This is a genomic window from Nocardia aobensis NBRC 100429 (assembly GCF_000308375.1).
GTDB classification, from domain to species: Bacteria; Actinomycetota; Actinomycetes; order Mycobacteriales; family Mycobacteriaceae; genus Nocardia; species Nocardia aobensis.
The window spans coordinates 24,296-46,806 of sequence record NZ_BAFQ01000287.1 but is presented as its reverse complement, the minus strand read 5'-3'; the positions used below and the strand labels follow the sequence as shown (position 1 = coordinate 46,806).

Below are 22,511 nucleotides of genomic sequence, written 5' to 3'. Positions count from 1 at the left end.
AAACTCGCTGTCCGCTACCTGGCCACGGTCCAGTCGCGGCGATCAACCAGTGGCTGCGGCACGAATGAGGGCGGGCCACACGCCCGCCCTCACCACTTCGATACAAGCCCTAGGCGCACCGGTCCGTACCCGTACGGGTGGCCGCTGCGGCTGCTCATCGCCGCGGAGGGCATCGCCCCGGTGCAGTGAGTTCCTGGGATCGCTGCGCGCAGCCTGTTTCGGCGTGCGAGCTGTGCTCGTCCGTGGGTGCAGGCCGGCAGGTTGCTTTCACGCTGAAATTGCGGACAGTGGCGGTTCGATCAGGCGAGCTTGTGAGGTAGGAATTCGGTGCGGAGTCGACTGATCAATTCGGGGTAGTCGCGGCCGTATGTGGCGATGCCGGAGCGCACGGCTTCGAGCGCGGCCTTGATCGCGGGGAGGTCGTCGCTGACGGCGAACATGTAGGTTCTGGCGGCCTCGTACTGCGGTACGAAATCTGTTGCCCCGGCGATGCCGGGAGCGATCGTGAGTGGAATCGCCGGGTCGGTTTCCAGCCTGCGGTTGGTCAGCGAGAGGTTGGCGAACTCCGCCGGTGGCGTGGTGGCGCGATCCATGGCGTCGAGTGCGGCGCGGAAGTCGGCGATGTTGCTGAGACCGGCTTTGTCGAAGGCTCGCCGGGCGCACCAGCGCGCGAGTGCGCGCAGGTGTTCGTCGGGAAGTACGTCGATGCCGTCGATGAGGTCGCGGTCCAGGTCGGCGATGATTGATGCTGGTGAGGACAGCAGGAGGTCGTCGGCGATGCGCCCGCTCGGTGGGCGCCCGCCCCAGTGCCCCCGTGACGCGAAGACCGCCTGCGCTGCGGGGCTGTCGATGGAGACCTTGGTCAGCGTGCCGTCGGGGCCGGGGGCGTAGAAGTGTTCGTAGTCGACCTCGGGAAGAGTCTTGGCAGCGGGAGTGTAAGCGTTGTCGGTCTTGCGGATTCCCACGACCGAGCCCGGTGTCTCGGTCGTAGTAGTGAGCTGCACGAGATACTGCTCGACCGGCTCGGTGCTGGTGCCGTCGAAGTCGGTGTCGCGGCCGCGAGCGTGCACGCGGATGCGGTAGCGACCGGGCGAGATCGGCGTGAACTCGCCTGCGACACGACCGTCGATGCCGGCGACCAGCAGTTCGGTGGCGGTGTCGATCACCGCTTCCTCCACGGTCTCCCACTCGGCCGAGTCCGGCTCCCCTGTGGTGGTTTCGATGGTGAGGGTGGCGGGTCCGTGGGCGATGCCGGTCAGCACGGTGAGGAAGCCGGGACCGGTCCAGTCCAGAGTGCCCTCGGCGGTGACATCGCTGGTGTCGGTGTCGCTGCCGGTGAGCAGGAATTGGTGGTCGCTGACGTCGACGGTCCCGGTCTCGCTCATTCAGTCACTCCCTTGCTGGTCAGGATCCCTTGACGTAGAAGGTATCGCCGTTGAGTACGCGGTTTTTCACATAGAACCACCACGTTCTCCAGGCGCAGTGGCTGTCGTATCAGACGGCAGGGAGTCGTCACCATGACAGCGAGGGGCGGACCGAATGCGAAGGGATCTCGGGCTGCCCGGCACGCAGCCGGAACCTCTGCCGCCTCATCGACGACAGGCGTCGGCTTCGCGAACCCCGGCAGGAATCGGTTCACCACAGGGATCATCACATGGATCAGCGGACCGATCCCGAAGGCGTACACCAAGGTTCCTATGCCGGCGCTGCCGCCGAGAATGAAACCCCGTCAGCAACACTGTCATCTCGATCGCCGTACGCACCACCCCCCACCGGTCGACCGGTGCGTCGAACCAGTCCAGTCATCAGGCCATCCCGCGGGCCCGGACCCATCCCTGCGCCGATGTACAACACACTCGCCACCGCATTCAGCACGACCGCCGCAGCCATGGCGCCGATCCGCACCGCGGGCGCGTCCCACGACGGCAGCCATGCCAGCCCGGCATCGACGGACACGGCTATCACCACGACATTGCTTACCGTGCCGAGGCCGGGCAGTTGCCGCAGGGGAACCCAGGCCATCAGCACCACGATGCCCCTCAACGCGGTAACGGCGCCGAAACTGATCGGCACGTGCCGCGCCACACCCTGATGGAACACATCCCAGGGATCCAGCCCGAGGTCGGCCCGCACCATCACCGCCATCGAGAATCCGTACAACCACAATCCGGCATACAACGCGATCAACCGACGAACCAGCACTGCCCCAGCGTGCCCGCGACCGGACACCGCAGCTAGGGCCAATGGCCAATCACTGGACCGCATTACGGCGTCCACCCCACAGGCCGCTACAGCACCGACACGTCTTCTGGATTAGGTAGCTGTCTAGGTAGTTCTACCGTTCCGCGCAAGCGACGAGAGTGTGAGTCTGTGAACGCGAAGGATTCGCACGGATCGGGCCAGCGGGCCGAGCACGCCGGGTGGTCTACCGCCCCCAACCGACAAAGGCGTCGGCGGTCGCCAATGATGTCGACCAGCAAGGGGACGTCGGAATCATAACTGGGGTCTCGCCCAACTAAGTTACGCAGCCTTCCTCCGCGGCAAGGCATGGAAGGCGCTGTACGGCTAAGCGATTCCCTCATCAGCAACTCGACGAGCAAGGCGGTAGATAGGATGCCGACTGCGACATGGCACTCGGGCGAAGACGATGTCTACCTGAGGATCTGGCTCGGCGGGGCGCTGTTCGACTGCAAGGCGACGGCGACTGCTGCGCGGAATCCTATAGGTGAGTGGACCCGTCGGCGGTGGTACTCGATCGAGTTGGTGCGCACCCCGGTTCGAGATGCGCAATCCGCGACGAGCAGGCCCGCGGTCGTAGCGGGCCTCGGGACACGTCGGCGTCGAGGCTTCGGGGTCGAACCGCGCGTGCGCAGCCGGGTCGTGTCACGTTTGGCCGGCTATTTCTTCGGATTCGATGATCTCCGGGTCCTCGAGGTGCCATTGCTTGTTCATCACCGCGGGCCCGACACCGTAGAAGCGGAACATCAATTCGATTGGTGTCTGACCGGAGCACGAGATAGCCGTCGGGCACTGTTTCGCCGTAGCCGGAGGCAGGAACAGATGACGCGCCCCCGGCCCTGGTCGGCGCCGAACTTTCCTCTCGCGGATGGAGATTCACCTGCGCCTGCGGCCGCCCAGCGGCCCTGCAAGTCAGAATAAGCGTCCATGAATCCGGGATTCGATTCGCGGGCCCCGGTCAGAATCTGCGGAAGGTTGCGTCGCACCCCGCCGGGTGAGTATCAGCTATAGACACCACGCGCCGGGATGCGTTTGCACTGGATCCGGTTACGTTGCGATGTACGCAAGCTCGTCTGCGCGGGCGCAAGTTTCATACAACTTCCGCCACAGTGTTTCTCGCGGAGGTAGATGTCTCGGCGGGTGATGAGCCGGCCGATCGCCGTGCGGGACCGGAGCGGGTGTCGGAGTCCGGCGGAGTGGACCGTCCGGCCGATAGGGGACTTGTAAGTATGTGACCGCGCCCAGCACTTCGTCCCCAAACCAGCAACATCGATTGCGCCGGTGACCTCCCCCTTTGCAGGTCAGGGGGCAAGTTACACCGGCGCGATCGTGTCCGACGTCGTTATCGAGGCGTCGGTCACTGTCACCGTGAGCTGGTCGGTGACCACACCGATGCGCTCGTGAACCTGTGCCTGATCGTCGGCGGTGACGATGAAGAACCCGATGCGTGCGGTGTCGAGATCACCGTTCGGAGGCAGGAACACTCGGTCGCCGACCTCCCGCAACCAGCCCACCTGCTGGAGCCATGGATACCGCGGACCAGGCACCATGTCGAGATCCCGTGCGGTGAGTACCCCGTCGGCGGTGGCATAGATGTTCTTGACCGCGGCCGTGCCAAGTGACCTCGGGGTGAGATCAGGGGTGTGGCCACACGCGACATCTGCCGCGATGCGTGGTAGGTCGAGTCCGGTGGCGAGGCGGACCAGCATAGCGGTCATGTCGCCGCCCAGCCGGGGATTGACCTCCACGATCCGCGGGCCCCGTGTAGTGCACCGGATCTCCACGTGTGCCACACCATCGGTGAGACCGAGCGCGCGAATTGCGGCCTCGGCAACCGGGGCGAGTTTCGGCAGGAGCGGATCGTCGGCCGAGACGGTGTGCCCCAACTCCTCGAAAAAGGGAGCTATCCCGACTTCCTTGTGGGTGACTGCGAGGGCCGTCGGACAACCCGAGATCGTGACGCATTCGACTGAGAATTCCGGTCCATCCAGATATTCCTCGACCAGCGCGCCGCTGCCTTCCGGTCCCTGGTGTCGCACATGGCCGGAGGTGAATTTCCATGCGGCTGTGAGATTTTCGGGGGCGTCGACTCGGATGACGCCGATGCTGGCGGCGTACGAAGTTGGCTTGAGAACTACAGGATACCCGAGGATGGATGCTGCTGCGACTGCCTCGTCCAGAGTGCTGACCGGTATCGACTCGGCGGATCCGACCCTCTGTTCTGCCAGCAGTCGACGAGCGGTCGCTTTGTCCCGGCACGAAGTCGCAGCGACGACCGTGTTCGTACGCAAGCCGAGTTCTGCACCGAGGGCGGCGACCGCGACCACCGAATATTCGTCCCACGTCAGTACACCGGCGATCGAATGGCGGCCGGCGAGCGCCGCTCCGGCAGCCACTACCGCCGCCGGGGCGATCTGATCGGCCACCTCGTAGTCGACGATCAGATCGCATTGCCACGTGGGGGGCTGGGCGACGATCAAAGCGACCCGATAGTGGGCCGCCAACCACTCCAGACAGAAGCCGCGCGTGAGTTGGTCGCGACCCCCGACGAGGATGATTACGGGACGGGCATTTTCGGACATTACGAGCCTATCGAGACGAGGGTGGGGGAACTGGTCAGGCATTGGGGGAGTCGCGCCGCTGAACTGCTCAGCTCAAGGTGGTGTGTGCTGCTTCCGGCGTCGCCGGATCAATGGCGGGCGGTAATGCTCCAGTGCCGATACGACGCCGACAGCCGCCTGTCGCGGGACGGAAACAGTAGTACAGAAAAATGCCCTGCAGAACGGCGCAGGCGGGGAACAGTGCGGTGAGGCTGTGCGCAGGAACGACACTTACCAGTATCCCGGCCGCCGGCATCGGCAGAAGCACGATGAGGACCGAGGCGGACAGTGCCGAACTGAAGCCCTTTATCGGCAGCAACCGGCTGCGCAGCGTCCGTAGCACAACGGTCAGCGCGCCGTCTGCCGCCATGAACGCTACTGCGGCCAGGGTGTAGCCTAGGATTCCCGGCAGTACCGGAATCAGCAGGCACGCAAGAGTAGAGGACGCGGCTGCCGCCGCGCCGACACCGCGTACGCTCCAGCGACCGATCGCAGGCCGGGCTATCCCGACCGCCAGCAGCGAAGCGATGGCGGCGGCGGTCCACAGCGCTCCGACTGCCGCCGGCGAGCTGTGACGTTGGACGAGAAGCAGGGCCGGAGTCGCTGCTTGCAGCACGGCGGTACTCAAGTTCGAAGCCATGAAACCGACCAGGAGCCACAGCAGCGCAGGGGTACGCAGCACCGCGCCGAACCCTGCGTGTATGTCAGAAACGCCGGATTCGGCAGGCGCCGCCGGTGCGCGCATGCGCGACGTCGCGACGCTTGCGGCAAGCGCGAAACCGGCAACCGCATACAGTAGCGTCGGGGCGCTCTGGGGCAGAATCACGCCGACGAACAACGGGCCAATAATCAGTGCTACCTGATCTATGCCGGTATTCACAGCCTGAATACGATGCGTCCGCACACTGTACTCGCGGCCTGCTTGCACGCCGAGGGTTTCCATCGCGACGTAGGTGAACTCGGCCAGCACGCCGGAGATGGTTCCGAACACAAGAGTTACCGAAACGGGCGCCGCGCCCGTCGTCGGTAGAAACGTAAAGGCCACACCACTGACCATCAGACAGACAGTACGACAAAGATTGACAATGCGGATCACCCGCACCGCACCCCAGCGCTCCACCAGGGTACCGGCGATGGTGAAGGCTCCGAGGCGGGGCGCCCATTCCAGCAAAAAGGCCAGCCCTGTCATCCTGGCAGAACCGGTCGAAATCAACACCAACAGTGGCACTGCGAAGCTTATGGTCGCACTTGCCATTGCGTCGAACGCCCGCACAGCATAGATGCGGACCACGGGTGGCGTGGAAGACGGCAACAGATCTGCGGATAGATCATGCATTTCTGGACTTGCTTTCCCTGTAAAAGCAATCGAAACTTCAAGCGATACCGACCGGTCATTTTTGTTGACGGCAAGTAGCTCCCAGCGGGCTGGTGCATTCGGCGCGAATCCGGTGCGATCTCGAGTCTCATCGGCGACGATGAGACTCGAGCCGCATACCTGCGGGCCGGGCAATGCCCGAGCCCCTAATGGTGAACCGGTGCGGGAGAATTTGTGAATTACATTGGCTGCAAATACGATCGAAGTTGACCGCGACGTCGTACATCGAGTGTCGCGCAGTGGAATGAACCTCCGAGGCTCTGGACGTGCCGGAAAGGGCACCTGATCGGCCTGAATCCGAGTTCGGAGAGCAGCGCCACCATCTTCTCGTCCTGCTCCTCGACCACGACGCGCCCTTCGTCGAGAACGAGCAAATTCATGTTGACCCAGCCACTCGTCATGAACAGCGGCGGATGTTCGCGTGCCTCGGGGCGCGGCGTCGGGACGAGCTCCCATTCCCTGAATCCTGCATTGCGCAGCGTCGAGACATCGATCCGTTCGGGGTTGAAGAGCATCAATCCTGAACGCAGCGGCATGATAGTGGCATCGATGTGCATCGCGTGTTCATCGTTCGTATCGAGCACATGCATGCGGTAGCCTTCTCCCAAGTGGTGGCTCAGCCAGTCGATGCCGGCCTGATTGGTCACGTGGCTCAGTTGGGCGACGATATCTCGGCCGAACTTGAGGAAGTCAGCCGCATCGAAGGCCGGCTGACTGTTGTTGATGGCCCATTTTGCGTAGGGATCGTTGTTCAGCAGACTCGAATGTTCGAGCACTCGCGGCGCAGAATGCCAGTGCGACCCTTCCGCCTGATATCGGCTCAGCAAGGGGCGATATGCGAGCGTTTCCGATCGGCGCGACACCCACGACATAGGCGCCTCGATTATCTCCGAACCTGCCACCATCAGACAGTCGCGTGGCATCGCACAGGTGTGGCCACCGATTGCGGCCAGGTCGAGGCGATCGGGGCGCCGGACCACGATTCCTTCATCAACGAGTACAGACGCAAAGTTGTCCAATTCATCCTGGGCAGCGGCAACGATATCCTCCGGGAATGGGCGCCCCGGGGTGAAGAGATCCCAATACTCCGCAGGCATGGTGGCTTCGATCATGCGCCGCGTCTCCGCCGGGAACATCGCGCCGTCAGCGACGCCGACAATGACTTCCTCCAAAAGGTCCCATTCGTTATGAGATTCGACCACTGGGCGGCGGGCGGCCGTGAAACCGCCGACCACCGGCTCCCGGGAATAGAGCAAGCTTGCCGACTCGGTGGGTTTTGCGACGAAATCGGGAGTGGTGTACGCGAGGTTGATCGCTATGCGCTCACGGTCGGAACGTAGCGGTGCTACCCTGTGGGCCGTTGTGTCGGCTTTGAGTACGTAGACATCACCAGCGGCGAGCCGGACCGGAACGGTAGGTTCGGTCTCCAGCTCCGATACGGACTTCGCCCGTGGAACCAACTCGGGATATCCACCCTCTTCCGGATGGGGAGCCTCGATAATCAGAACGACCGATAGCGGATAGTCGTCAAAATGAGCTCCGAAGGTGTCGTCCTTGCGGTCGAGAATATTGATAACGTATCGGTCCACGTCATCTTCTAGGGGAATTACACGTTCCCCACACGTGGCCTCGATAACGTCCAGCAGCAAGGGGTCACGGTAGATTCCGGGAATGAGTGAAGACAGCTTATCCACGACATCACCGCCGAGGGTGGTCATACGCCTCGGCGAGCCTTCCATGCAGTCCATGAGGAACTCTTTTCGGACCCCTTCACTTCGCAGCCTCCTTATCTCATCCTGAAGAATGCGCAGACCCGGAAAAGATATCAATCCGGGAAAAACTGCATGATGTTCGGCCGCATAGTGCTCTGCGCAGGATTTCAGCGTCGGTGAACCTGATTCGAATTCTCTGAGATCGAGAAGAAGTTCGCCGTACATCTTGTTGTTTGACAAGTTCGTAACCTTCTGATGGATCGGGGAGTGCGCTCAGCGCATCCGGATGAGTTAGCAATCGGATGTACGATGCTCGGAATGTGCCTCATCGACGGGTCACCTGCTGTGACAGTGAGCAGTCCCGTCTGCGGATTTCGAATATCTGGTAATACGATGTCGGTCACCTTTTGCGGTCGTCTTGTGGGACGGGCGAGCCTATATGCGAGCGCCGAATGTGGCATCGAAGCGATGTCGAATTTGCTCGGAATCCCTAAGAAGGCGCGCAAATGCGCTCGCTCCAGGCGGATGGGAATGGTCGGATAGTGACCAGGTGACGAAAGCCGCGGTTGTGGTTGTCCTCCTGCAGCTTGCTGCGTGCGGCGGGTTGTTGACTCAACTAGCGTACCGCTATCCGACGGCACGTTCAATAGTGTTTCTCTGTTTGACGGTTCGCTATGCCTGGCAGACTCTGATCGCGCGATGAAGTCCATGGGGCCAGGAAACGGAAGCTGGCGAAATGTGCTAGCCCAGAACGTGTGGCACTTCTGAGTGCGCCTGGAGCCCTTGGAGATCGGCGAACACAGGCGCCTTCTCGTCGCAGACCTTCGGGATTGCCGAGTCCCACAGATCGTCGATGTAGATCCGGGCGAAGAAGGTTTCGTTCAGTTTCCTGCGCACCTCAGGACCGGCGTCATGGTAGAGGGCTTCAGGGTCCGCGATCAGGTCAAGGGCGTGCTTGAGCACGGTGGTGCCGATCGTAAGGTCCTTGGAAGTGTTCGCTAGCCCTGCTTCGATGCGCGGTGACGGGCGGCCGTGCGCCGCGATGGCCTGGGCTGCTGGTGGTTCCGGCGATGTGTTGGTGCTCGTCCGTGTCGCTGCCCCAGCAGGGCCACGCTAGGGGGAGATGCCCCGGCGTCGCTGCCAGGGAGGGGATGCAGGCGAATTTGTGGCGCATCAGGATCGATCGGTCTCTCGGAGTCGTTGGGGGCGAAGAGGATTCTGTGGTCGTCGCAGCGCATCCCGAGCTGGTGAACACGCGGGCTATGGCCGGAATATCCAGAGCCGGTTTTGAGCACGCTTGCCAGCCGCGGGGGCCGAGGGGCAACTTGCTCAGCGACGATTGGATAATCTTGTAGGTGCGTGGCGCAGAGTCGGTTTGGTGGCACGTGGATTGGGTGAGCCCGGTGTCGTCCGCAGACCGGTGCCGGGTTTCGCCTTACTACTTGGGCTTGGATGACGACGTCCCAGGAACATTGTGATCGGGCGGGGCGCCGCGGCGGTATGGGTGCCACGCGATGCGAAGCCGTTCGATAGGAGTGGTGAAGGCAATGGAGGGACGGCTGGCATTCACGTATCGGCGCTGAGCGTTTGCGGGGGACGGGTTTCCGGATATGCAACTGCGGCGCGATCAGGTCACAGGGCCGCCTATCCGTGTAGCAGTCCCACCCGCCAGAGGCGACCGAGACGCCGCCACGACGCATACGCGGGCTTGCCAGCAGCCAGTCGGAGGATCGTCGGCGTGTGTGTTCTGTGTTCGGGTGGCCGCGCGCAGTGGGTCCGCAGCCTACCCGAGGAGTGGCGTCGATGTGCTGGTCCACAACGCGCTCACCCCTTACGCGATCAAACCGTTCCAGGAGATGACCTGGGCGGAACTCGGCGGCAAGCTCGACGACGAGATGCGCGCGGCGTTCATCGTCACCAAAGCCGTGCTGCCGGCGATGACCGAACAGCGCTGGGGACGGCTGATCTATCTCGGCACCGGTCTGAGCCGCCGGCCCCGCGAGGGCATGATCGCGCTGGGCACGGCCAAGGCCGCGCTTGCGCAGTTCGCCCGCTACCTCGCCCAGGAACTCGGCCCGGCGGGAATCACCGTCAACGTGGTCGAGCCCGGCCCCGTCGCCGAGACCAGGATTTCGCGGGTACTCGACGAGGAGCTGACGCAGCGGCAGATCGCCGCTACGCCCCTGGGCCGCCTGGCACGACCGCTTGACGTCGCTCGCGCGGTCGCGTTCTACGCCGGTGAGGACAGCGCGTTCATGACCGGCACCACCACCGCGGTCAACGGCGGAATGGCCATGTACTAACCGAAAACTGGCGAGCCGAAGAACTGAGGAACGGCTATGCACACCATCGATCTCGCCTACGTCGGGCGCGCTCCACCGCACCGCCGGTGATCTCCCCCAGCAGCCCGGGCGGCGCCGACAACAGGCCACGCCGATATCCGTCCCGAAAGAGTTCCTCGAGCCGCTGGTAGACGACCGCGTCGATACTCGCCGTACCTGCTCAGCGAACGATGCGCTGCGGTCCATTCCGCTGAACGACGCCGTCGGCACCTGTCTGGATCTTCTTGCGTACCTCGCCGACCTCGCAAACGAAGGGCACAGCGCCAAGGCGCGCGCCGCCACCATCCAACGCATCATCAGAGGACCCATCCATGCCGGGGATGGCGTCGGTCGTGGCATTCGCGTGCGGCAGGACTGTCGATCGAGCGGCTTGGGGATACTCGAGTGAGGTTCACCCCGAATGGTGGACAGGGGGCTTAAAGATTTCAGGCGGCAGCGGTTCGAAGTGAACGCTCGTAGTCGTCGGGGCTTTGGTTCCCGATCGCGGAATGCCGCCGGGTAGTGTTGTAGAAGTTCATCCACTTGTCAACCGACACAACGAGTTCGGTCTTCGTGGCGTAGGTGTGACGGTAATAGTGTTCGTGTTTGAAACTCGACCACAGCGATTCGGAAGGGCTGTTGTCCCAACATATTCCGGTCGCTCCCATCGACCGGAGCAGCCCGTGGCGCCAGCAGGCCCGCGCGGTCAGATGTGCGGTGAACTCCCCGCCGCGATCCGAGTGCAGGATCGTGCCGGAGACCCGGCCGCCTCGCACCGCGACCGCGGCATCGATGGCGTCGGTGACCATGTCGGCGCCGATATGGTCGGCCAGAGTGTAGGCGAGGACTTTGCGGGTGTGGCCGTCGCGGATCGCGCAGAGGAACATGTCGCCTTCACCGCAGGTCAGATAGGTGATATCGGTCGTCCAGACAGCGTCGGGCCGGCCCCGGTCGAAGCGGCGTTCCACCAGGTCCGTCGGGAACGATGCCGCGGGATCTGCCACGGTGGTGCGCACTTTGAACGTGCGAGGACTGATCCCTTCGAGCCCGGCCGACGCCATAATCTTGGCGACGGTCTTGGCCGAGACTCGCTCGCCCCGATCACGTAACTCGCCGGTTATCCGCGGTGATCCGTAGGTGCCGTGCGATTCGCGATGAACGGTGACGATCTTCGTTTCCAGGTCCGCCCGCCGCTGCTGGCGGTCGGTGAGAACCGTTGCCGCCCTGCGCTTCACATATGCGTAGTAGCCCGATTTCGACACCTGCAGCAGTCGTGCCATGCGGCGGATCGAAAACCGGTGCCCTGCAGGCTGTTCAGTACCGGCAACGCCGGTGACAGTGTCGGGGCCGGCGTACTCGGCCATCAGATCGAACCGGGCCGGTTCGTCTGCATCGCGGCAAAGTACGCCGACGCTTTTTTCAGGAACGCGATGTCCTTGTCCTGCTCAGCGACCTGCCTACGCAGTCGCTGCAACTCGGCTCGCTCAGCGGCATCCAGGGGCTTTTCGCCGTGGATCTCGGCGGCGGCGATCCTGCGCCGCTCGTCTTTGACCCACGTCCCCAACAGGCTCTCGTGGATGCCCAGTTCCCGGGCAACTTCAGCGACCGTGCGACCGGAATCGATCACACGATGCGCAGCCTCGACCTTGTACTCGGCCGTGAACGACCGACGTTTACGAGGAGGCATGAAAGACATCCTAACCAGCGAGATCAACCATCCCGCCAACTCGGTGTCCACTCCCCGGGGTGAACCTCAGAGGGGCCTCGGGCGCACCAGCGGGCGGCCACGCCAACGACGCGGTGGAATCAGCAGGTCACACCTGAGTTCTTTACCTGCCGAACCCCTACCGGCCTGATCCGAATCTCTGGGCCATCGACCCTCAGGGTGTTCGGGTTGTGGAGCGTTAGGCCCGCCCACCGAAGCAGCCGCGGGTCATCGACCTGCGGCTGCTTCGCTGTGTGGCATTGCGAACACGTTGCGTGGTTGCCATTGGTGGCCGTGTCGTGCAGGTCTCCAAGGTCGGCGGTGACCTGGCTCCCGTGATCCCGATGACGCACAACGGGCTCAAGATCATTGCGGAGTTGGTTCTAGATCTGCTGCGTGACCACCACCCCGAATGTCCGACTGTCCGGTGCGCCTCGGTGCACGTGGCTGGGACAGCCAGCTGTGGCGACTCGGAGACGACCTCGCTGTCCGATTGCCGTGGGCGACCGATTCTGCGGAGGCGCTGTTACGCAAGGAATACACCCGGCTTCCCCCGCCCTCGCTCCGTGCCTTTCGATACCGCACTGCGCTTCGGTGAGCCCTCCAACCGGTTTCACAGCCGTGGATCCGCCACGGCATGGGGCGATCCTGTCGACCGCGCTCCGGTCACGCGCGGGGACGAGGCGGACGCCGCCTTGGTCCGGGCCGGCTGGTCTTCGTGTTTCTCACAGATGGGTTGGACGGCCGGCCATTCCGCGGGCTCACCAGCCGCGATGGACTCTGTCATCGCGGCTTCGGCCTCTTCGCGGCTGTAGTGCTGGGCGGACAGGCATCCGGAGTCGGTGAATACGCCCGTATTCGGTCGTAGCGCGTCGGTCCCGCGAGTCGGTTGTAGGGCCGGTCGGAGGGGTCGGGTGTGTGCGTCGGCTTCGGCATCGGCGTGAGTGGGGAAGTCGTATTGGTGGTGCTCGAGCACGAAGTCGTTGTCGTCGCCGCGATTGTCGCGGTAGATCAGTGTGTGAGTGCTGAAGGTGCGGGGGACCACGCTCACGGCAGTCCGGCGTAAACGACATCCCCAATCGGCGACACTAACTGGAGCCGTGGACACACGATCCCGGCTAGCTGTACTGACCATGGACGTTGGTGACGGCGTGGTGAGGTGACATGGCGAAGACCTCCGAGTGAAGTGCGAGCTGTCGAGGAACGCATTCAACTATCGGAGGTCTTCGTGTCCCACCGTAATGCCCCGCTGTCGGAGTTGGGCCGGTTGCGTCTTGCTCGTTGTGTCGTCGATGAGGGCTGGTCGCTACGACGAGCTGCTGAACGGTTCCAGGTCTCACCGACCACAGCGTGGCGGTGGGCCCAGCGCTACCGCGACCAAGGTGCGACCGGTCCAGCCGCCCGCACCACAGCCCGAACCGGACCCCGACTCGCACCGAACGCCGCATCATCAAACTGCGGGTACTGCGCCGCTGGGGACCGGCTCGCATCGCTTATCTGCTGGGACTGCACCCCTCCACGGTCCATCGTGTGCTGACCCGATACCGGCTCGCCCGGCTTCGCTGGCTGGATCGCTGCACCGGACGTGTCGTGCGCCGTTACGAACACCACCACCCCGGCGACCTGGTCCACATCGATGTCAAGAAACTCGGCAAGATCCCCGACGGCGGTGGATGGCGGGTGACCGGTCGCAGCGCCGGCAGCCGGAACTCCCGCACGCACACCCCGATCCGCCGTGGCAGCCACCCCGTGATCGGCTACCACTACCTGCACACCGCGTTGGATGACCACTCCCGGCTGGCCTACAGCGAGCTACTGCCTGACGAACGCAAAGACACCGCGGCCGCGTTCTGGATCCGCGCAGAAGCCTGGTTCGCCGGTCACGGCATCACGGTGCGAAAAGTATTGACCGACAACGGTTCCTGCTACAGATCACGCTCGTTCGCCGACGCCCTCGGCGCGGTGGTACACAAACGCACCCGCCCGTATCGGCCACAGACCAACGGCAAGGTCGAACGTTTCCACCGCACCCTGGCCGACGAATGGGCCTACTCCCGCGCCTACCACAGCGACGGTGAACGCTGCGCCGCCTTCACCGACTGGCTACACACCTACAATCACCACCGCGGCCACACCGCACTCGGCGGACACCCACCGGCCCACCGCGTCCCCAACCTCTCAGGTCAGTACAGCTAGCCGGTATGCCATCACAACAGGTCACACCTGGTTTCCGTAGTCGCCGTCTGTCCACAGACTGCGAAAAATCGGGTGCGTCTCACTGGCGCTCGGCCCCAGCGTGCCCGCTGCGCTCGCTCATCCCGGGGTCGCGCGGCCGTCCCGCGTCGGTGATGCGGCCGCGTCCACCAGTAGCTGATGCAGCTGTCGTGCGGGCGGATCGACCCGCCCGGCGTTCAACACCACGTCGGTGAACGCCTCGGCGAGCGCGGCGGCCGGTTCGAGCCGCCCGGCGGTGCGGTCGGGGCACGGGCCCGGTGGCACGGACCCGGCGATCAGCGCATGTCGTGCGAGGGCGCGGGCAGTGAACCCGCCCGCCATGTCCAGGGCGCCGCCCAGTTCGCGCACGATCGAGGAGAACACCGGCCGTCGTGCACATCCCGGCGCAAGCAGCCCCGCGCGCTCCGATGCGGCGGTGTCGGCGGCCAGCGCATCCGGATCGGTCGCGGCCCCGGCGGCCAGCACGATGCGCGCACCGGCGTGTACGGCGAATCCGTCCGTGTCCATAGGGATTTCCCGGGGCAACTCTCGTTCAGGGGTCGAATCCCGTTCCAGTCGAGTCGATTCACCCGCGGGCAGCTCGGCGATGCCTATGGCGCTCAGCACGATACTCGGATACCACGGCAGCACCTTGTCCACCGCCGCGACGATCTCGGTCAGCACCTGGTCCGGCACATCGGGTGTGTCGAACCCGAACGCCCGTACACCGTGCCGCTCGGCAAGGTGCCGGGTGAGGCGAGCCGCGAGGGATTCGCGCGAACCCTTCGGGCTCGATCGCTCGGATTCGCGATCCTGCTTCCCGGCCGACGCCGGGGGTCGCGTCCCGGCCCCGACCGGCGGGCGCGGTTGCGCGCCGAAGCCGGGAGGGGTGACCTTCGGCGGCTTCGACGAGGCGCGAGTTGACCACGGGGTGCTCGTAGCGGGCGCGGCCACCGGAGCCCCGGTAGCGGATGCACCCGGCCAAGGCATGGAGGACCGGGCCCGGACGGCGTCGTTCCCAGCGGCGTAGGAACCAGGCGCGCCACCGGCCTGTACTCCCGGGGCGTCGGTGGCGTGCGGACCGGACCTGGCGCCGGACCCGTTCCGCCCGGGTGTATCACCGCCCGGACGGCCCGACGGCTGCTGCCCGGTCGGGGGTGCGCCGCTCCGCGAGGGCGCGCCAGCAGTGGCAGGCGTTCTGGGTGCGGCCGTCGCCGCCGTGACCGGCGGGCCGGTGATGGACCCGGCGAACGGCTTCGTCGCGGCGGATACGTCCGTTGCGTTCGGCCCGGGGCGGTATGGTCCGCCCAGCAGATCTACCGTCGACTGTGGCTGGAATCCGGCGCTTTCGTTTCGAATGGACTGCGCCATGACGATATCCTGGGTCTCGACGTTATTCACCAGCTGACGCAGGTCGGGACCCGCCTGTCGCAACAATTTGACCAGGCTGTCAAGGTCGGAGACGGTCTGCTTCTCCTCCGGCGCGAAGGCATCACCGAAGGAGCGACCAGCGGCGTCGTCACCCCATGGCGCGGAGTCGCCGCCCAGGATGCTGCTCAGGTACTGTACCGCCGCGGCCACCTGCGCACCGACCTGATCGAATCCCGCCGAATCAGTGCGCAGCTGGCCAGGATCCATCGAAAACTGTCCGGCCATACCATCTTTCAAGCCCGTAGCGTTCCAATTTCATCCCGCATCATCAGCGAACCTTCCCCTGCGATAGCTCAGTGATCCGAACAACGTCGTCGGCTCGCCGGTAGTACCGGAATCCGCGATTCACCGGTTGGTCCCCTTGGCTCTGACCTTCGGCGTCAAATTGCCGGGATTTTGCGGTGGTGCATGGCCGTTCTATGCGACGTCGGCGCGTAGGTAGTTGTAGACGGTTCCGCGGCTGATGCCGAGTGCGGTCGCCAGCGCCGATTTCGGTCCGCCGGCGGCGGCGCGGGCACGGAGCTGTTCGGCCTGTTCGGGGGTAAGGGCGGGTTTGCGGCCGGTGTAGGCGCCGCGGCCTTTCGGCGGCGATCCCTTCGCGTTGGCGTTCGAGGATCAGTGCGCGTTCGAACTGTCGAGCTGGTCGTCGTGGTGCAGGCCTCCACTGCACGCTCACCTGCTCCGGGTGCCCGCGCACGTGGTCGCGGGCGTCGGCAAGGACGTACTCGACCAGGGCGCTCAGATCGCTGGTGGTGATCTCCTCGATCTTCGGCTCGTCGAGCAGTCTCCACTCCGCGGCCCGGTCGTCGCCCCCGGCGCGGCCGCGGTACAGATTGACATTGACCACCGTGCCGGTGGCCCGCTCGCCCCGCCGGCGGCGGGGTGGCCGGTCGCGGGATCAGATTCTTGAGCAGGCTCGCAACATACATCAATCCTCCACCGAAGCGGTTCGAGTATCCCCTGATCGCACTATCCGGTCATCGCCGGCGCCGGTTCTGATACGGCAGGAAGGCAACATCCAAGTAAGCGCAGTTTGTATCCAAATTTATACAAATAGGAGTTACACTACAGTAGAACGTATCCAAAAGCTTCCAAATTGCGTACGATGGCAGGTGTATCGGAGGAGCGGTTCGACCGGGAAGACCCGGGACGTAGGCCGACTGACTCCCAGCGGTCCCGCAGCGGGCAACGGCGCCGGCAGGGCCACCAACGAGAGTCGCCCGTCAGCGGGAATGGTGATCCCACGGCACACGATGGCGTGTGGCCGACTCGGGCCGAGAGCGTGGATGCTGCTGGGCCGTGTGGGGATCGCAGCAGGGGGCTTCGGTGCGGTAGCCGTTTCGCAGGGACGTGAAGCGCATGGATGCGAGCCATTTGCTGGCCGAGGTACCGGTCTTCGTGCGCGAACTGGTCCTTGGGCATTGGCCCGCTACGAATGTCGAAAGTATGTCCCGGCGGCGGGATGCGTATCTGGAGGCATCCAAGGTCCTCACCGACGCGAGTGACCAGTACGACGTGCATGCCCGCAGCGCCGAGGCTGCGCTCGGCGGCGATTCCGGCGCGGGTTTGGCGCGGCGGCATCGGTCGGTCAGCGTGGCGATTCGCAATCAGGCGGCGGTATGCCAGGACATGGGCGAGCAGTGCGGCAAACTAGCCGATTCCACCCTGCAGACCCAGCATCTGCTGATCGCGATGGGTATCGCGCTCGGGGCGCAGCTCGTCTACGACTCCCTGCTGTTCTGGCAGGGCGGTGGCTTCAAGGCGCTGGCGGACCGGGTGGCTGCCGAGGAGGCGATGCGCGTGGCGGCGGAAAAGTTCGCCGTCGGAGTGGCTGAGGACGTCGCGGCGGGTGTGGCGCGGCGAGCCGCGCTGCATGGTGCCATCCACGCCGCCGGAATCGGGGCATTGATCAGCGCGGTCGCCGGTGTTGGAGCGCAGGTGTGGGACATCCTGGATGGGGCGCGCCACGGATTTGATTCGAGCTTGCTGCTGGAACAGATCGCCGGCGGCGCGGTGGGCGGAGCGGCAGGTGCGGAGGTAGGCCGGCGGTTGGCCCCGGGCGTGCTGAGGAAGCTGAGCGGCAGGGCCGAATCGGATCGGGGTCGACTGCTCACCCACGTCGGCGGGACGATGCTGATCGGCGGTGCGGGCGGTGCGGCGGGCGGCGTCGCGGGCGCCATACCCTCGCTGATCATCCACCACGGCGATATTCACGCGTTCGGCGATATCTTCTCCGCATTACACGACGGCGCGATCACCGGCTTCGGCGGCGGATTCATCGGCGCTGCGGCCAGAGCCTTGCGCGCGCACGAGGCGGGCGCCGAGGTGACGAGCGGTGGCGGAGGCCGGGAGGTTTCCACGCTGGGCGTACGGCAGCGTGATTTCGCCGGCCACATCAAGGACCTCTTGGGCTCCGGCGAGCAGCCCCGTGTCGAAACGATCGAGCCCGCCGCTGGTTCCGGAGATCCGCTGCAGCGACTGACCTTTCCGGACGGCACCCAGGTCCTGCACACGGTGGCCGCTGATCCGCGGCAGGCGCATGCGCAATTTCTTACCTCGCTGGCGGGTGAGGCGGTCGGTGCCAAGGTGCCTGCGGTGCACGTCGTCGGCGAGCATGTTTTCACGGAGGTGGTGCCTGGAAGTACCGGGCGGGAGGCGTATCCGCTCGACCGGGATGCGGCGGAGAGGTTCCACGGCACTTCCGCCGGGCTGCGTCTCGGGGCGCTCGACGCCCTCGTCGGCGTGCCGAACCGCGATTCGGACAGCTGGGTCGTTGATCGCTCTGGGGACGTGTGGGGCATCGGCAACACCCGCGGATTCGCGGACACCGCAGCGATTGGCCCCTTCGCGAAGCAATTCCTGGAGCACGGTCCCGACGGCGAGATCCGTTGGAAGGAACACGGTCTCACACGATCGGAGGTGCAGGAGATCCGGCAGCGGGTCGAGCAGTTGGGTCCCGTGTTCTCCGCGGCGAGGCACTCGGACTGGCACGACACGATGCTTCGCCGGGTGGACATGTTGGAGCAGCATGCCTCGCCGACCGGACGGCAAGTCCGTACGCAGTCGGTTGGTGAATCATTCGCCGACGTCGGGGAATGCGGTACCCGGAGCGCCGACGACCCGAGGAAGGGGGTCTCCGCCACACTGCGGAACGATCGACCGTCGATCTTGGACCACTTTGAGCGGACGGTCCAGGATCGGCGGTCGTGGAACGTGGCGAGCGACAACGGTTCAGCCGACAGACCGGCCGCCCACACTGCCAGCGCAAAGACCCGTGCCGGTGCGGACGGGTTCGTCTCGGGCACCGCCAACGAGGCCAAGCAGGGCCTAGAGCCCGACCATACCCGGGCCAACGAGCAGGAGGCCCCTGCGGGAGATCACCTGGGTATGGACCAAATCATCGAGCCGAGCCATGGGCAGGGGCCCGCACCGGACCTTATCGACCCGGGTGCGGTCGACGGGTTCTATCACCAGCTCATCGATGCTGCGAAGGCCGCGAGCGAGGGCAGCGGGCGGGATGTGAGTGAGCACATCCAGCAATTCACGTTGCAGCGTGCGGTGTTCCGCATCTTCACAGCCGATCCGGATTCCTGGGTGCTCAAGGGCGGCCAATCGATGCTCGTCCGCATTCCCGGCGCCCGACCGACGACCGACATCGACCTCGTCGCGACCTCTCCGCTCGAGGGCGCCGAGATGGCCGCCCACTATCGCGCCGCCCTCGGCTGCGACCACGGGGATTTCCTGCGATTCGAGTACGAGGACGAAATGCCACTGGACAACGGCGGCGTGCGCATGTTTCACCGGGCCTACATCGGCGATATGGAGGTGATGCGGGTCGGCGCCGACCTCAATCCGCCGCGTGAGATCCCGATGTGGCACGAACCGTCGGCAGTTCAGTTCCCGGAACAGATTGTGCATACCGACGACGTGAAGCCAGATCTGCGCGTGATATCCCCACAGGACACGCTGGCGCACAAGGTCGCCGGGATGTACACCGAGGGATACCGCACCGAGGAAACCAAATGCGACGACTGCATCTTGCTGCAGGACACGGGTCTGTATACCTGCCAGAAGGCTGGCAGCCAGTTGCCGTACCGCCCGCAGGATATGGCCGATGTTCTGTTGCTCGCACTGCACACGTCCTTCGACGGTCAGACCACGCAGAACATGCTGCGCCAGGAGCTGGCGTGGCGGATGGATCAGGGCGTCACGCTGAACGTGCCCAGCGAATTCAAGCTGCCCAATCCGGATTGGGCCAACTGGTTCAGCCAGCACCTCGGGCGAACGGACGCGCTGCCTTTCCGGACGCTGAACGAGACATTGCCGCTGGCACGCGATTTTCTCAGCCCGCTGCTGAGCCCCGAGGATCTACACGGGCAGTGGGATCCGCAGCACCGGCGATGGGTGGGTGATGAAACACCTGCCACCGATTCTCCCGCGTCGGCAGGCAGTCCGGCGCACGAGGCAACTCCTGCCGCTGTCCCACCCGAAGGTGTGCGGCGGATCGAGGGAACCGGCGCCGGCGAACCATCCACAATCGCCATCGATCCAGAAAACAAGATGCCGCAGTGGGATCAGCTGGCCAGTGATGAACGCGATGGGTCGAATCTCGACGACTTCCTCGACAGGTTGGCCGCCCACGAGGGTTTGTCACCTACCGACAAGGTGTATGCGCTGCATCGCACACTGGATACCGTCGGCTACAAGCCTGAGCCCATATCGGGGATGGACAGCAGACATCTGCGGTTCTATTCGCATCAGAGCGGCGAGGAATACATCCACGCTGCGGCATTGATGCTCAATCCGGACACCACCGTCGAGATCGCCTTCCAGCCGAACGGCGTCTTCAAGGCGTATTCGGAGGACGCGTACGGTGCTCACATCGTGTACATGGGTGAACTCCCCGAGGGGATGACCGCCGATCAGGCCAATGCCGTGGCGTTTTCGCGCTGGGTGCGAAGCGAATCCACCCACGACCTCTCCCACGCCGAGCTGACGCGCGAACTGCTCGACCTGCACGCGCAGCCGCTCAGATCCGCCCTGCGGATCAGGCAGCGCCTCATCGAAGACTACGGGATAGCCTCAGACCGGATTCGCTTGGCAGAAGCCAAGGACGAACGCGACTTCGTGTATACCGAAACCCGTTGGCTGCGTGCGCATCTGCTCACACTGAGCCATATTCGGGAGCATCCAGTCGAGGCACGCCAGACCATGGTCGACGCCATGCTCGGCGACGGCGAGACTGCCGTGAACCGTGCCGCGCGCGTGGACTCCGTCGTTAACCGCGTGCTGTCCGCGCACGAGGACAGCGATTCGAGCCCGAAGAAGTACACACTGCTGTGGGTTAGGGACTCGCGGCCCTTCGGCACCCACGGCGCCGAATTGGACACCCGGCCCCAACAGATCCGCCAGATCATCGAAACACTGCGCCAGCGGCAACCCGATCGGCAGATCATGCTGGTCGGCGACGATCTGTTCGCCGAGCGGCCCGAGCTACGCGAGCTGTGGCACCGCGAGGGAGTCCTGCACGATGTGGACACCAGCTCGCTGGTCAAGTTCTGGCAGCGGGACGGCCTGACCCGCCCGGAGCAATCACTGGTCTTCCACCGACTGGCCACCCAACGCGATGTCGTGCAGATCGGTATGGAAAGTGGCGCGCTGGAGATGCAGACGGTGCTCGGCATCCCCACGGCGTACCTGTCGGCGCGAGAATACTTGGGCAACAAGGGCAACCGGTGGGCACACTATTTCGAACCCTGGGAGTACGGCCGTACCGTGCAGTTGCTCGATGAACACGGCAACCGGATCTACGACCCAGCCTCGGGACTGCCGCGGTCGGAGTTCAAGCCCGAGGGCGAACCGCTGCCCGCCCCGCTGAAGACGATCGAACGCGTTCCGGTGGGCCCGGACCTGCCCGATCCGGCGAATCGGCGCGGTCAGCCCATGGCGGTCCATCGTCCGGCCAAGGTCTCGCTGACCGCATCCCGGATCATCGGGTTGATCGACAGCGGCGAACTGGATCGCTGGGGCGATAGGCTCGGCCGGTCGGTCGAGATGAAGAGTGAGGACTGGGCGCCGTGGCAGGCCCGGGACTGGCAGAACAGCGAACGGTATGCCGATCAGCTGAACCGATGGCTGCACACCGAAGCGACCACGCCCGAGGCGATTGCCACGAAATGGGACGCTATCCGGCTGGCGCTGAAGGGAGTCGTCGAGCCAGGCTACACCCAGGACGAGACTTATCACGGAACCTCGGTGGTGCATCCGTATTTCACCCTGGCGACCGACCATCCGGTGCCTGCCGGCATCGCAGATCGGATCGCGCAGGCGTACGCCGCCGAACCGGACACCCGCCCGGCGGCGGTCGTCATAGCACTGCGGGACCTGTTCGACACCACCCGGATTCGCGATCAGGCCCTGCGCGACCACGGCGCCTTCGGACTGGACGAGTCCGAGCTGCAGACTCTGCACGAGGCGCTCGACCGCGTCATCTCACACAACACTCTGCACTCGCCCGTGCCCTACGACGCGCCGCCCGGCGGCTCGGCCTGGGATGCGGCAGGCGCAGCAACGCATTCCAGGCGGCCACCGCTGGATCGCCTGTGGGTGCCCGACCACTACCTCACGCACATCCTCGACGGCGGCGAAAGTGGCGGCGGACATCGCTACGGCACCGGGATACCGGGCAAGACGGAGTTCCCGGAACGCTGGGACGATCCCACGGTGGTCCGCACCATCCTGGACATTGCAGCCGCGCCGACTCGGGCGCTTTTCCAGTCCAATGGGTATTGGAACGTGATCGGCGAACGCGACGACGTGACGGTGACCGCGATCGTTCGGCCCGACGGCCGGATACGCGCGGCCTGGCCCGAGTTCGGCAGGGGCGTATTCAGGAATCCGCCGACCGGCTCATAG

At 64.8% G+C, this 22,511-nt stretch carries 10 protein-coding genes and 3 pseudogenes; 3 read left to right on the top strand and 10 right to left on the bottom strand.

What is annotated here, in order from left to right; genetic code table 11:
• Window positions 1–299 precede the first annotated feature (299 nt).
• The 6 genes and pseudogenes from RJ03_RS30790 to RJ03_RS30765 form a co-directional block, all read right to left on the bottom strand.
• On the bottom strand, window positions 300–1,385 hold the full coding sequence (locus RJ03_RS30790) for a hypothetical protein (protein WP_036509335.1): 1,086 nt from the start codon (window positions 1,383–1,385) through the stop codon (window positions 300–302).
• Window positions 1,386–1,639: 254 nt separating this feature from the next.
• Window positions 1,640–2,202 (bottom strand): annotated as a pseudogene (yczE, locus tag RJ03_RS30785) (membrane protein YczE); the annotation flags it as partial.
• Window positions 2,203–3,551: 1,349 nt separating this feature from the next.
• A complete protein-coding gene (locus tag RJ03_RS30780; RefSeq protein WP_218001034.1) occupies window positions 3,552–4,862 on the bottom strand; it encodes an ATP-grasp domain-containing protein in 1,311 nt (436 codons plus the stop codon).
• Window positions 4,863–4,887: 25 nt separating this feature from the next.
• Window positions 4,888–6,348, bottom strand: a complete 1,461-nt coding sequence (locus tag RJ03_RS30775) for an MFS transporter (protein ID WP_157163549.1) — start codon at window positions 6,346–6,348, stop codon at window positions 4,888–4,890.
• 44 nt (window positions 6,349–6,392) lie between these two features.
• A complete protein-coding gene (locus tag RJ03_RS38195; protein ID WP_218001033.1) occupies window positions 6,393–8,165 on the bottom strand; it encodes a HalD/BesD family halogenase in 1,773 nt (590 codons plus the stop codon).
• Window positions 8,166–8,666: 501 nt separating this feature from the next.
• Window positions 8,667–8,888, bottom strand: coding sequence for a hypothetical protein (locus RJ03_RS30765; protein ID WP_036509332.1), 222 nt, complete (start codon window positions 8,886–8,888; stop codon window positions 8,667–8,669).
• A gap of 842 nt (window positions 8,889–9,730) precedes the next feature.
• Between RJ03_RS30765 and RJ03_RS30755 the strand changes: the two genes are divergently transcribed.
• A complete protein-coding gene (locus RJ03_RS30755) occupies window positions 9,731–10,228 on the top strand; it encodes an SDR family NAD(P)-dependent oxidoreductase (RefSeq protein ID WP_245552438.1) in 498 nt (165 codons plus the stop codon).
• A gap of 464 nt (window positions 10,229–10,692) precedes the next feature.
• Here RJ03_RS30755 and RJ03_RS30750 read toward each other — a convergent pair whose 3' ends face one another.
• Window positions 10,693–11,610 (bottom strand): IS3 family transposase, encoded by a 918-nt coding sequence (locus RJ03_RS30750; protein WP_036509327.1) that lies wholly within the window; start codon window positions 11,608–11,610, stop codon window positions 10,693–10,695.
• Entirely contained in the window at window positions 11,610–11,933 is a 324-nt protein-coding gene (locus RJ03_RS30745; protein ID WP_036509337.1) for a transposase, read from the bottom strand. Before RJ03_RS30745 ends, RJ03_RS30750 begins: the two co-directional genes overlap by 1 nt.
• 1,246 nt (window positions 11,934–13,179) lie before the next feature.
• Here RJ03_RS30745 and RJ03_RS30735 point away from each other — a divergent pair.
• Window positions 13,180–14,147 (top strand): annotated as a pseudogene (locus RJ03_RS30735) (IS481 family transposase).
• A gap of 117 nt (window positions 14,148–14,264) precedes the next feature.
• Here RJ03_RS30735 and RJ03_RS37545 read toward each other — a convergent pair.
• Window positions 14,265–14,861: a hypothetical protein gene (locus RJ03_RS37545; protein WP_157163545.1), complete on the bottom strand. Its 597-nt coding sequence runs from the start codon at window positions 14,859–14,861 to the stop codon at window positions 14,265–14,267.
• Between the two features lie 1,152 nt (window positions 14,862–16,013).
• A pseudogene (locus RJ03_RS39225) lies at window positions 16,014–16,097 on the bottom strand (hypothetical protein); the annotation flags it as partial.
• 858 nt (window positions 16,098–16,955) lie between these two features.
• On the opposite strand from RJ03_RS39225, the gene RJ03_RS30720 reads away from it, so the two are divergent.
• The gene (locus RJ03_RS30720; protein ID WP_036509317.1) at window positions 16,956–22,511 is read left to right on the top strand and encodes a nucleotidyl transferase AbiEii/AbiGii toxin family protein; all 5,556 of its coding nucleotides are present in this window, start codon (window positions 16,956–16,958) and stop codon (window positions 22,509–22,511) included.

What these genes read in the sequence shown, in the direction of transcription:
- RJ03_RS30790 (WP_036509335.1), bottom strand. Translation starts at nt 1,385, where the DNA reads ATGAGCGAGACCGGGACCGTCGACGTCAGCGACCACCAATTCCTGCTC.
- RJ03_RS30780 (WP_218001034.1), bottom strand. Translation starts at nt 4,862, where the DNA reads ATGCCTGACCAGTTCCCCCACCCTCGTCTCGATAGGCTCGTAATGTCC.
- RJ03_RS30750 (WP_036509327.1), bottom strand. Translation starts at nt 11,610, where the DNA reads ATGGCCGAGTACGCCGGCCCCGACACTGTCACCGGCGTTGCCGGTACT.
- RJ03_RS30745 (WP_036509337.1), bottom strand. Translation starts at nt 11,933, where the DNA reads ATGCCTCCTCGTAAACGTCGGTCGTTCACGGCCGAGTACAAGGTCGAG.
- RJ03_RS30720 (WP_036509317.1), top strand. Translation starts at nt 16,956, where the DNA reads ATGGATGCGAGCCATTTGCTGGCCGAGGTACCGGTCTTCGTGCGCGAA.